Below are 12,535 nucleotides of genomic sequence, written 5' to 3' on the forward strand. Positions count from 1 at the left end.
ATACCCCTCACCCGGATCGCCTGCGCGATCCGACCTATCCCATAAGGGGAGAGGTGCACCGGCGTTGCCGCAACAGGCTCGCTCGACGTCATGTCTCAGTGCCCCAGGTAGACTTCAACGACCTTGGGATCGTTCTTCACCTTCTCCATGGTCCCCTCGGAGAGGATCTGGCCCTGGTGCAGCACGGTCACCTTGTGCGCGATGTCCTCGACGAACTTCATGTCGTGCTCGATCACCAGCACCGAGCGGTTCTTGATGATGCGGTTGAGCAATTCGGCGGTCTTGGCGCGCTCGGACACGCTCATGCCGGCGACGGGCTCGTCGAGCATCAGCAGGTCCGGATCCTGGATCAGCAGCATGCCGATCTCGAGCCACTGTTTCTGGCCATGGCTGAGCTCGTCGGCATAGGTGTTGAGCTTGTCCTTGAGGAAAATCATCTCGGCGACCTCCTCGACCCGGTCCTTCACCGGCTGGTCGCGCTGGAAAGTCAGCGAGCCGAACACGGTGCGCCCGCGCGGAAACGAGATCTCGAGGTTCTCGAACACGGTGAGATCCTCGAACACCGACGGCGTCTGAAACTTGCGCCCGACGCCGGTCTGCACGATCTCGTTCTCCCTCATCTTCGTGAGCTCCTTGCCACGAAATTGAATCGAGCCTGAGGTCGCCTTGGTCTTGCCGCAGATCAGGTCGAGCACGGTGGTCTTGCCGGCGCCGTTGGGACCGATGATGACGCGGATCTCGTTCTCTTCGACGTAGAAGGAGAGGTCGTTGACCGCCTTGAACCCGTCAAACGAAACGGTGAGTCCGGAGACCGCGAGCAGAAATTCCTTGGGCTGATGACCGATGAGCATGATCTATCTCCTCACTGCCGGCGTGGCATCGACATCGTGATGACCGATAAGCACGATGTCCTCCTCACTCTGCCGGCGCGCCGTCGGCGACCGAATTGTCGTTCCAGCCCGGCTTCGCCTTCCGCGAGGCGAACAGCCGATCGATGCGCGGCTGCACGTAGTCGGCCCAGAGCCCGGACAGACCGTTCGGGAAGGCGAGCACGACCGCGATGAACAGCGCTCCGAGGCCGAACAGCCAGAGTTGCGGGAAGGATTCGGACAGGCTGGTCTTGGCGAAATTCACCAGGATGGCCCCCCATATCGCGCCGAAGATCGACATCCGCCCGCCGACCGCGGTGTAGATCACCATCTCGATCGACGGCACGATGCCGACAAAGGACGGCGACATGAAACCGACATTGAGTGCGAACATGGCACCGCCGATCGCGGCGAAGACCGAGGCCATGCAGAAGGCAAAGATCTTGAAGTTGGCGACGCTGTAGCCGGAGAAGCGGACACGGTCCTCCTGTTCGCGCATCGCCACCAGGATGCGGCCGAGCTTGGTCAGCCGGATGAACTGCGCGATGCCGATGCAGGCGAACAGCAGCACCACCTCGACGAAGTACAGGATGATCTTGGCGTGGTCGGGCCGGATGTCCCAACCCTTCAGCGTGCGCAGATCGGTCATGCCGTTGATGCCGCCGGTATAGCCCTGTTGACCGACGATCAGGATGGTGAGGATGGCGGCCACCGCCTGGGTGATGATCGCGAAATAGGTGCCGCCAACACGGCGCTTGAACATCGCGGTGCCGATGATCAGGGCGAACAGGCCGGGGACCAGGATGATGGCGAGGATGGTGAAGGTCAGGCTGTGAAACGGCTGCCAGAACAGCGGCAGTGACGTGATCTGATTCCAGTCCATGAAATCGGGGATGCCGGGTGTCGACTGGATCTTGGTGTTCTCGACACTCGATGCCTCGAGCTTGAGGAACATCGCCATGCAATAGCCGCCCAAGCCGAAGAACACGCCCTGCCCCAGGCTCAAGATGCCGCCATAGCCCCAGCACAGCACGAGGCCGAGTGCGACAAAGGCGTAGGTCAGGTACTTCGCGACCAGATTGAGGCGGAAGACGTCGAGCGTCAGCGGCAGGATCACGAACAGCACGGCGGCGAGCGCAATGAAGCCCATGAGTTCGGATCGATTGAAGAAGCGTGAGTTAATGACCATGGCTTGCCTGCTTCTCGTTATTTGCGAACCTTGAGGGCGAACAGACCCTGCGGCCGCAGCATCAGGATGCCGACGACGGCGAGCAGCGTGAGCACCTTGGCCATCGAACCCGACATGAAGAATTCGAGCGTCGATTGCGTCTGCGAGATCGAGAACGCGGAGGCGATGGTACCGAGCAGGCTGGCGGCGCCGCCGAACACGACGACCAGGAATGTATCGACGATGTAGAGCTGTCCCGAGGTCGGCCCGGTCGAACCGATCATGGTGAAGGCGCTGCCGGCGATTCCGGCGATGCCGCAACCGAGGCCGAAAGTATAGCGGTCGACCTTCTCGGTATTGATGCCGACGGCGCCCGCCATGATGCGGTTCTGCACCACGGCACGGACCTGGCGGCCCCAGCGCGACAGGTAGAGAACGTAGGCGACAGAGATCGTGATCAGCACGGTGAGGCACATCACGAAGACGCCGTTGATCGGCACTTCGATGCTGTCGCTGACGTGCAGCGAACCGAGCATCCATTGCGGCAGCTCGACGCCGACTTCTCGTGCGCCGAACACGGAGCGATAGGCCTGCTGCAGCATCAGGCTGAGGCCCCAGGTGGCCAGCAGCGTATCGAGCGGACGCTTGTACAGATGCCGTATCAGCACCCATTCCACCAGCATGCCCAACGCACCTGACGCGACAAAGGCCAGGATCATCGCGAGGAAGAAGTAGCCGCTGAACAGGCTCGGCAAATAGGCCTGGAAGAGATTGGAGGTCATCCAGGTGACGTAGGCCCCGAGGATCATGAACTCGCCATGGGCCATGTTGATGACGCCCATCTGGCCGAAGATGATGGCAAGCCCAAGCGCCATCAGGACGTAGACCGAAAACAGGATCAGTCCTGCAAAACCCTGCATGACGAAGATCGAGCCGAGATCACCAAGCGAGTAGTCGCCGAACATCGATGTCCTCCGTCGGGGATAAGGGTCCCGCGTCGCGATGCAGAGTCGCGACGCGGGGTCTTGCGGCGTGGACTTGCGATCCACGCCAGGGAGCGGTTTTGGCTTTTGGGAAACTGCGGCGGAGGCCGCGGCTTACTGATAGCCCTTCGGGAACGGATCCGGCTCGACGAGATCGGCGGTCTCGTAGATCAGCTCGAACTGACCATCGAGCTTGGCGCGGCCTACGCGGGTCTTCGACCACAAATGATGATTCTCGTGGATGCGCACGTAGCCTTCCGGAGCCCCCTTGAACTCGACGCCCGGCGAGGCCGCCGCAATCTTGTCGACGTCGAAGGAGCCGGCCTTCTCGACCGTCAACTTCCAGAGCCACGGGCCGAGATAGGCAGCCTGGGTGACGTCTCCGATCACGGTCTTCTCGCCCCACATCTTCTTGAACGCCGGCACGAAGGCCTTGTTGTTCGGATTGTCGAGCGACTGGAAGTACTTCATGCAGGCATAGGCGCCCGCGATATTCTCGCCGCCGATGCCGTCGATTTCGTCTTCGGTCACCGAGATCGTCAGCAGCGCTTGCTTGGAAAGGTCGATGCCGGCGGCCTTGAGCTGCTTGTAGAAGGCGACGTTGGAGCCGCCGACGACGTCGGTGAAAATAACGTCCGGCTTGGTCAGCTTGATCTTGTTGATGACCGAGTTGAACTGGGTGTTGCCGAGCGGATAATACTCCTCGCCGACGACCTTGCCCTTCAGCACGTTCTCGACGTGCTTGCGCGCGATCTTGTTCGAGGTGCGGGGCCAGATGTAGTCGGAGCCGATGAAGAAGAACGATTTTGCGCCCTTCTCCTTGGCGATCCAGTTCAGGCCGGCGAGGATCTGCTGGGTCGCTTCCTGGCCGGTGTAGATGACGTTCTTGGACTGCTCGAGGCCTTCGTAGAAGGTCGGGTAGTAGAGCATACCGTTATACTGCTCCATGACCGGGAGCACCGCCTTGCGGGAGGCCGAGGTCCAGCAACCCATGATCGCCGCGACCTTGTCGTTGACGAGCAGCTTCTTGGCCTTTTCCGCAAAGGTCGGCCAATCGCTGGCGCCGTCTTCCTGGATGAACTTGATCTTGCGGCCGAGCACGCCGCCGGCGGCGTTGATCTGCTCGATGGCGAGCTTTTCAGCTTCGATCGAGCCGGTCTCGGAGATCGCCATGGTGCCGGTCGCCGAGTGCAGGATTCCGACCGTCACCTCGGTGTCCGTGACCGCAAGGCCCGTGGTGTTGACCGCCGAGGTCGCCGGGGCCTGGGCAAAGGACGCCCGCGGCAGCATCGTCATGGCCGGCAAGGCGGCCATTCCCATCAATAATTTGCGCCGAAGCGGCGATAACAGGCCCTTGTTTCCTTCGTCCGACATGAGCACCCCACTTTTTGTTCGAGAACACGCGATTGGTGCCGTGAGGATGGCTCGGATCTGGGCGGCGGAAGCATACGCAAGATCGCGTATATTGCACCGCAAAATGCCGACGTAGGCTTTTGGTACGGAAATTGCGAGGGCTCCGGGTCCGTATCGGGAGTGGGGTAGAGCGTGGCAGGGCGGCAGCGAATAGACCGCGTCAGGCGCCAGTACAATCAGTGGGTCGCCAACCAGACGTTGGAAGACTACGCGCTGCGCTTCACGGCCAAGAGCGCGCGCCGCTGGTCCGCCGCCAGGGTGGCCAACACCGCGCTGGGCGCGATCTCGTTCCTGGCGATGGAGGCGATCGGCGGGACCATCACCCTGAACTACGGCGTCACCAATGCGACCGCCGCCATCCTCGTGGTCTCGACGATCATCTTCTGCTGTGGCGTGCCCATCGCCTATTACGCCGCCAAGTGCGGCATCGACATCGACCTGCTCACGCGCGGCGCGGGCTTCGGCTACATCGGCTCGACCGTCACCTCGCTGATCTACGCGTCCTTCACCTTCATCTTCTTTGCGATCGAAGCCGTGATCCTGGCGTCCGCGCTCGAGATGTGCTTCGGGATCCCGCGGCCAATCGGCTATCTCATCAGCGCCGTCGTCATCATCCCGCTGGTGGCTTATGGCATCACGCTGATCAGCCGCTTCCAACTATGGACGCAACCGCTGTGGATCGTGCTCCACATCATTCCGTTCGCGGCGATCGCCTGGCACAACCCGCATTCCTTCACGGAATGGCGCAAATTTGCGGGCGAGCACGGCGACCTCAACGGCCAATTCGATCTGCTGCTGTTCGGGGTTGCGGCCTCGGTGGTGTTTTCCCTGGTGGCGCAGATTGGCGAGCAGGTCGATTTCCTGCGATTTTTGCCGCGCGACCGCCGCGCATCCAGGGCCTCCTGGTGGGTGGCGCTGATGAGCGCAGGGCCGGGCTGGATCGTGCTCGGCGCGCTAAAACTCCTGGCGGGTTCGTTCCTCGCCTTCTTCGCCCTCAGCCACGGGGTGCCGCCCGAGGAGGCCGCCGAGCCGGCCCACATGTATCTCGAAGCGTTCCGCTATGTGCTGTCGCAGCCCGATCTTGCGCTGGCCCTGACCGGCACGTTCGTGATCCTGTCGCAAGTCAAGATCAACGTCACCAACGCCTATGCCGGCTCGATCGCCTGGTCGAACTTCTTCTCGCGGCTGACGCACAGCCATCCCGGCCGCGTCGTCTGGCTGGTTTTCAATGTCATCGTGGCGCTGCTGTTGATGGAGATCGGCGTCTACAAGGCCCTGGAGCAGACGCTGGCTCTGTATTCGAACGTTGCGATCGCCTGGGTCGGCGCACTGGTCGCCGATCTCGTCGTCAACAAGCCGCTTGGCTTGCGGCCGCAGCAGATCGAGTTCAAGCGGGCGCATCTCTACGACGTCAATCCGGTCGGCGTGGGCGCGATGACGATCGCGACAATCGTCTCAATCAGCGCCTTTTACGGCCTGTTCGGGCCCAGTGCGAAGGCGCTGTCAGCCTTCATAGCGCTTGCGGCTGCCTTCATCACCGCACCGCTGATCGCCTGGGCCACAGGCGGCAAGTACTACATCGCACGCAAGCCGAAACGGAGCTGGCAGAACATCGAGGCGATCCAGTGCTGCATTTGCGAGCACGCGTTCGAGCCGGAGGACATGGCCTCCTGCCCGGCTTACGCCGGGCCGATCTGCTCCTTGTGCTGTTCGCTCGACGCCCGCTGCCACGATCTCTGCAAGCCGCACGCCCGGATCCAGGCGCAGGTGTCGGAGACTCTGGGCAAGCTGATGCCGCAGCCGATCTACGCGCGGATCAACTCGCAGCTCGGCCAGTATATCGGCGTTTTCGTGGTCTCCGCCGGCCTCGTCGCGCTGGTGCTTGGCCTGATCTATCTGCAGACCTCGGCGAGCGTGCATGGCGAGAACATGCTGGTTTCCGACGTGCTGTGGAAGGTGTTCTTCTCGCTCAGCATCATCATCGGCGTGGTGGCCTGGCTGTTCGTGCTGGCGCAGCAGAGCCGCCGCGCGGCCGAAGCCGAGACACGGCGGCAGACCACGCTGCTGATCCAGGAGATCGACGCCCACAAGCGCACCGACGCCGAGCTCCAGCGCGCCAAGGAAGTCGCCGAATCCGCCAACCTCGCCAAGAGCCGCTATGTGGTGGGCCTGAGCCACGAGCTGCGCTCGCCGCTGAATGCGATCAGCGGCTATGCGCAGCTGCTGGAGCAGGACGCGACGCTGAGCACCAAGCCGCGCGACCAGGTCCGCGTCGTCCGCCGCAGCGCCGACCACCTCTCCGGCCTGATCGACGGCATCCTGGACATCTCCAAGATCGAGGCGGGGCGGCTGTATCTGTCGCGCGACGAGGTGCGGCTCAGCGAATTCCTCGACCAGCTCGTCGGCATGTTCCGCCTGCAGGCCGCCGCCAAGGGCATCGACTTCGTGTTCCGGCGGCCGCCACATCTGCCGCTGGTGGTCTATGCCGACGAGAAGCGGCTGCGCCAGGTGCTGATCAACCTGCTATCCAACGCGATCAAGTTCACCCAGACCGGCAGCGTGCAGTTCGTCGTGCATTATCGCAGCCCCGTTGCCGAGTTCGAAGTGATCGACACTGGCCCTGGCATCCAGGGCGGCGATCTCGAGCGCATCTTCGCGCCCTTTGAGCGCGGCGCGCTCGGCGTCTCGCAGCCGCAGACCGGCACGGGACTCGGCCTGACCATCAGCCGCCTGCTGGCCGGGGTCATGGGCGGCGATATCAAGGTGACGAGCACGGTCGGCGCCGGCTCGACGTTCAAGGTCAAGATCCTGCTCTCCGAGGTCACAAATCCGCAGCGTATCGCGCCGATCGAGGCCCCGGTCTCCGGGTATCACGGCGCGCGCAAGACCATCCTCATTACGGACGACGATCCGGTTCACCGCGACCTTCTGCGCGAGGTGCTGACGCCGCTCGGTTTCATCCTGCTCAGTGCTCCCGACGGTCCCGGCTGCCTCGCGCTGGCGCAGCATTGCCGGCCCGATTTGTTCCTGCTCGACATCTCGATGCCGGCCATGGACGGCTGGGCCGTGGCGGAAGCGTTGCGCACGAGCGGCCACCGCCAGGCGCGCATCCTGATGGTGTCGGCGAGCGCGCTGGAAGCTCACGGCACGCCGCTGGCGCAGCCCTTCCACGACGGCTACCTGATGAAGCCGATCGACATCCCCCGGCTCCTGGAGGCAATCCGCCAGCTGCTCAAGATTGAATGGCAATACGGCTCGGACGAGATCGCGGTGTCGTTCTGGCGCCCCGAAAGCGGGTCGAGGCCGCCGGCGCGGCATATCGAGGCGCTGATCGGGCTCGGCCAGATCGGCTACGTCAGGGGTATCCAGTTGAAGCTGGACGAGATCGGCAACGAGCATCCGGAGCATGCCGACTTCGTCGCGCAGATGCGGTCCCTGGTGGACCGCTTCGATCTCGAGCAGTACATGGCCACATTGAAGACATTGCATGCGCATGAGCATTGAACCAAAGAAGCGCGACGTCGCGCTGGTTGTCGATGACTCTCCGGAGACGCTGCGGCTGCTGACCGACGCGCTTGACGGCGCCGGCATGACGGTGATGGTGGCGCTCGATGGCGCGGCCGCGATGCGCATCGTCGACCAGATCACGCCGGATATCGTGCTGCTCGATGCCGTGATGCCCGGCATCGATGGCTTCGAGACCTGCCGCCGGCTGAAGCGCGATGCGGACCTTGCCAATGTCCCGGTCATCTTCATGACGGGCCTTGCCGAAACCGAGCACATCGTGCGCGGGCTCGGGGCCGGCGGCGTCGACTACGTGACCAAGCCGATCGTGATCGAGGAGATGCTGGCGCGCATTCGCGTCCATCTCGGCAATGCCCGGCTGACGCAGAGCGCGCGCGCCGCGCTCGACGTCTCCGGCCGCTTCCTGTTCGCAGTGAACCGCCAGGGCAATTTGCTATGGGCGACGCCGCAGGCGCAGAAGCTGATGTCCGATCATCAGGGCGCACGGGCCGACGACTTCGTCCTGTCGCCGACGCTGCTGCAATGGCTGGAGCAGGCCAAGACCAAGGGTAGTTCGAAATCTCAGGCGACCTCGTTACCAGACAATCCGCAACTCCGGCTCTATTATATGGGCGAGACGGCGCCGAACGAGTTTCTGCTGCGGCTCTCCAGGGACTCCGGCACCGCGCTGCCGCCCGAATTCACCAGCGAGCTCGGCCTCACCACCCGGGAGGGCGAAGTGCTGGCCTGGCTCAGCAAGGGCAAGACCAACCGCGACATCGCGCAGATCCTGGGCCTCAGCCCGCGTACGGTCGACAAGCACCTGGAGCAGATCTACGCCAAGCTCGGCGTGGAGAACAGGACCGCAGCGGCGGCGATTGCCGCGAATGCGACGCGAAGGAATTCGTGAGCGGGGTGAGGACGTTTGTCCTCACCCATACACGAACGCCTTGTCGTCCAGATCCGTCTTCGGAATCTCGTCCTTCTCGGTCCAGTAATCCTGGCTGTGCTGCCATTCCGGCTTGTCGCCACGCTTGGGCAACAGGTTCATGTTGCGCATCATGTAGCCGGGATTGAAGTTCTCGGGATCGATCCAGGGCAGGATCGGCATATTGTGGTCTTCGGGGCGAAGTTTCACCTCGACCTTCTTCTTGCCCTTGGCCTTCATATGACCAAGCAGCCGGCAGACGAAATCGGCGACGAGGTCGACGCGCAGCGTCCAGCTCGCGCGGAAATAGCCGAACACCCAGACCATGTTCGGTACGCCCGTGAACATCATGCCGCGATAGGTGACGGTGTCGCCGAAGGCGAGCGGTTTGCCGTCGATCTCGAAGGCGATGTCGCCGAGCGCCGCGAGATTGAAGCCCGTTGCCGTGACGATGACATCGGCTTCCAGCCGCTTGCCCGATTTGAGCTGGATGCCGTTCTCGACGAAGCACTCGATCTCGTCGGTGACGACCGAGGCCTTGCCGCTGGCGATGCCCTTGAACAAATCGGCATCCGGCACGAATGCGATGCGCTGCCGCCACGGCCGGTAGGTCGGCGTGAAGTGCGTCTCGACGTCGTAATCGGGACCGAGCACGGCGCTGATCTGGCCGATCAGCTCCTTCTTCACCTGCTCGGGCTTGGACACGCAGAGCTTCGTGAAGGCATCCTGCTCGAACAGGATCTTGCGGCGAACGATCTCGTGGATCCAGGCCTCGTCGACCTGGAGCCGGCGCAATTCCTCGGCAATCTCGATGGCGTTGCGCCCCAAGCGGAAATAGGTCGGCGAACGCTGCAGCATGGTGACATGTGCGCATTTGTCCGCAATGTTCGGCACCAGCGTCGCCGCGGTGGCGCCCGAGCCGATCACGACGACCTTCTTGTTCCCGAGATCGATATCATCGGGCCAGGTCTGGGGATGGACGATGCGACCCTTGAAGCGGTCCATGCCCTTCCATTCCGGCGTGTAGCCTTCCGAATGGCGGTAATAGCCCTGGCACATCCAGAGGAAATTCGCGGTGAACGTCTTTGCTTCGCCAGTGTCGGTCGTCACCGCCTCGATGGTCCAGAGGTTCTGCTCGCTCGACCAGCTCGCGGAATTGATCTTGTGCTTGTAGCGAATGTGCTTCGCGATGTCGTTGTCCTCGATCACCTCGTTCATGTAGGTGAGGATTTCCTCGGCGGTCGCGATCGGCGGACCAACCCAGGGCTTGAAGCTGTAGCCAAACGTATGAAGATCGCTGTCCGAACGAATTCCGGGATAGCGATGCGTGGTCCAGGTTCCGCCGAACGTCGCCTGGGTTTCCAGGATCACGTAGCTGGTGCCCGGAAGCTGCTTGTCGATGTGATAGGCGCTGCCGATGCCGGAGATGCCGGCGCCGACGATCAGCACGTCGAAATGTTCAGAGGCCTGCTTGGTCGTGGCGTGACTGCGAACGGCGACATTCATTGTTGCTTCTATGCCTTGCTTGTTTTGGTGGCCGCCCTTGACTGGGCGACGCGTTTCCTCCGCAGCGGGCATGATCACCCGCCGCGCTTCCGCTTCAAAATGACATAGATCAAGTCGCGGTCAAATCACAGTGCCGCACCCCAGCTCCGCGCGGTCTGCAAGATCCAGTCGCGGTAGAGCGTGAGCGGTGTGACACCGGTCAAGCCGCCGCAACCGGCGGCGCCGTTCGGCCCCGTAGACCAGCTGACGAGACCGACGAGAACGGCACCGTTCGGCTTGTCCTCGAACACAGGCCCGCCGGAATCGCCCGTGCAGGCGCCGATTCCTTCACGAACACCGTTGGTTACGGGATCGACCAGCCGGATCTGGAGCGTGCCGGGCTGGCCCGTGGCAACGAGTCCGGCGACACGTATCGTGCCGCCACTCTTGCCGTCCCCGCGCACCGTGACGCCAATGCCGGCGATCGTGAAGCGACCGCCCACCCGAATCGGAATCTGCGGCATGCCGACCGTCACCGCGGATTTTCCCTTGAGTGGAATTTCCAGTTGCAGCAATGCCACGTCGGCGGTGGCACGATGTGATTGCATCGCCTGCATGTTGAAGTTCGGATGGATCGCGACCGTGCGCACGTTCAGCAATTGCGGCGCACCGTCGCTGCCGCGATCGACGATCTTGTAGTCAGCGCCGGGCTGGACACAGTGCGCGACCGTCAGGACCACACGTGGCGCAATCAGGCTGCCGGTGCAGAAATTGCCGCGCGAGCCGACGATGGTGACGACCGCGCGCGCCACGCCCTCGGCCTGCGGCGTGCCGCCGCCGACGATCGCGTGAGCGGGCGTGGCGAGCAGCAGCGCTGTCGTGACGAACGTGGCAAGCTTCTTCATGGGAACACGCTTCGGTCTGCGGCGGTGGATTGCTTCGGACTGGCTCTTGCCGATAGCGCATGCTAGCCCTCTTGGAAAGCAATTGACGAGGGCAGGATCGTGACGATCGAGGCGGTGATCTTTGATTTTGGCGGGGTGCTGACGAGCTCGCCGTTCGAGGCGTTCACGCGATTCGAGACCGAACGCGGCCTGCCCGCCGACATCATCCGACGCACCAATGCCGCCAACCATCTGGAAAACGCCTGGGCCAGGTTCGAGCGCGCCGAGGTCGACATCGAGACGTTCGATCGCCTGTTTGCCGAGGAATCGCTGGCCCTCGGCGCCGAGGTGCGCGGCCGCGAGGTGCTGCCCTTGCTGCAGGGCGACCTCCGCCCCGAGATGGTCGAAGCCTTGAAGCGCATCAAGGCGCAATTCAAGACCGGCTGCATCACCAACAACCTGCCGGCCAATGCCATTGGCAGCATGACGGGGCGCTCGCTCTACATCGCCGAGGTCATGGTGCTGTTCGATCACGTGATCGAATCCGCCAAGATCGGCCTGCGCAAGCCCGACCCGCGCATCTACAGGATCATGGTTGAGACCCTGAAGGTCGATCCCAAGAGGTGCGTCTATCTCGATGATCTCGGCGTCAACCTCAAGCCGGCGCGCGAGATGGGCATGACCACGATCAAGGTGACGAGCGGCGCGCAGGCGATCGCCGAACTTGAAGCCGCGACGGCGCTGAAGCTGAGCTAGGCCGCGTATTCATTAATCGGGGGTCGCCGTCTGACGTCTGCTATGCCTCTGATAGCAGTCCGAAATCGGAATGTGCAGGAGGTCCGCGTTGAGCCACAAGCGGACTAAGCATCCTCACGCGAGCGACGGTGCGCCAGCCAATAGTCAATCTGCCAGCCCTCGTAGCCAAGCAATTCGCAAGAGCGCCGTTCGTGATCTTCGGACCATGCTTCGAGTTCGTTTAGGAGCGCAAGCATGGCATCTATCCGCCACTCATGGCCGGGTAAAGCGTAGAGCAGTCTTCGGTGTGGCAGTTCAACTAATTCGCGTCGAATCAACCGGCCCGCAGCCACGTGTCTGTCGAACATCCGCCAATATCGAAGATTGACGTCAAACTCACGGGGGACAAAATTCAGGAAGTAGGCAAGAGGCTTCGTGCCCCTCAGCATCAGGCCGAGTTCTCTGCCGTTGTGCCCCAAATAGGGCAGTTCAGGAGGCTGCTCTGAACCCATGCTGAGCATGTTGATCGCTAGACGTTAATTTCCGCTAAGGGTCATAGGCCGTCG

10 protein-coding genes are annotated in these 12,535 nt (G+C 62.6%); 3 read left to right on the top strand and 7 right to left on the bottom strand.

Annotated elements, in window-relative coordinates:
- Positions 1–95: 95 nt before the first annotated feature.
- From urtD to urtA, 4 genes are all read right to left on the bottom strand, one after another.
- Positions 96–851, bottom strand: a complete 756-nt coding sequence (gene urtD / locus ML401_RS34325; RefSeq protein WP_194404993.1) for an urea ABC transporter ATP-binding protein UrtD — start codon at positions 849–851, stop codon at positions 96–98.
- Positions 852–915: 64 nt separating this feature from the next.
- On the bottom strand, positions 916–2,058 hold the full coding sequence (urtC, locus tag ML401_RS34330) for an urea ABC transporter permease subunit UrtC (protein ID WP_194404994.1): 1,143 nt from the start codon (positions 2,056–2,058) through the stop codon (positions 916–918).
- 17 nt (positions 2,059–2,075) lie between these two features.
- Entirely contained in the window at positions 2,076–3,002 is a 927-nt protein-coding gene (gene urtB, locus ML401_RS34335; RefSeq protein WP_194404995.1) for an urea ABC transporter permease subunit UrtB, read from the bottom strand.
- A gap of 132 nt (positions 3,003–3,134) precedes the next feature.
- Positions 3,135–4,394, bottom strand: coding sequence for an urea ABC transporter substrate-binding protein (gene urtA / locus ML401_RS34340; RefSeq protein ID WP_259218063.1), 1,260 nt, complete (start codon positions 4,392–4,394; stop codon positions 3,135–3,137).
- A 171-nt stretch (positions 4,395–4,565) separates the two neighbouring features.
- On the opposite strand from urtA, the gene ML401_RS34345 reads away from it, so the two are divergent.
- Both ML401_RS34345 and ML401_RS34350 read left to right on the top strand, forming a co-directional pair.
- Entirely contained in the window at positions 4,566–7,937 is a 3,372-nt protein-coding gene (locus tag ML401_RS34345) for an ATP-binding protein (RefSeq protein WP_211415444.1), read from the top strand.
- A complete protein-coding gene (locus ML401_RS34350) occupies positions 7,921–8,847 on the top strand; it encodes a response regulator (protein WP_285808639.1) in 927 nt (308 codons plus the stop codon). Before ML401_RS34345 ends, ML401_RS34350 begins: the two co-directional genes overlap by 17 nt.
- 21 nt (positions 8,848–8,868) lie before the next feature.
- Here ML401_RS34350 and ML401_RS34355 read toward each other — a convergent pair whose 3' ends face one another.
- Both ML401_RS34355 and ML401_RS34360 read right to left on the bottom strand, forming a co-directional pair.
- Complete coding sequence (locus ML401_RS34355) at positions 8,869–10,371, bottom strand: NAD(P)/FAD-dependent oxidoreductase (protein ID WP_285808641.1); 1,503 nt, start codon at positions 10,369–10,371, stop codon at positions 8,869–8,871.
- Between the two features lie 125 nt (positions 10,372–10,496).
- Positions 10,497–11,255 carry a trypsin-like serine protease gene (locus tag ML401_RS34360; protein WP_211415442.1) on the bottom strand — a complete coding sequence of 253 codons (759 nt, stop codon included), beginning with the start codon at positions 11,253–11,255 and terminating at the stop codon, positions 10,497–10,499.
- Positions 11,256–11,354: 99 nt separating this feature from the next.
- Here ML401_RS34360 and ML401_RS34365 point away from each other — a divergent pair, with 99 nt between their 5' ends.
- The gene (locus tag ML401_RS34365; RefSeq protein ID WP_285808643.1) at positions 11,355–11,990 is read left to right on the top strand and encodes an HAD-IA family hydrolase; all 636 of its coding nucleotides are present in this window, start codon (positions 11,355–11,357) and stop codon (positions 11,988–11,990) included.
- 104 nt (positions 11,991–12,094) lie between these two features.
- Here ML401_RS34365 and ML401_RS34370 read toward each other — a convergent pair whose 3' ends face one another.
- Positions 12,095–12,490, bottom strand: coding sequence for a hypothetical protein (locus ML401_RS34370; RefSeq protein ID WP_285808645.1), 396 nt, complete (start codon positions 12,488–12,490; stop codon positions 12,095–12,097).
- Positions 12,491–12,535 lie beyond the last annotated feature (45 nt).

This window comes from Bradyrhizobium sp. 62B, assembly GCF_030272265.2.
Lineage (GTDB): Bacteria > Pseudomonadota > Alphaproteobacteria > Rhizobiales > Xanthobacteraceae > Bradyrhizobium.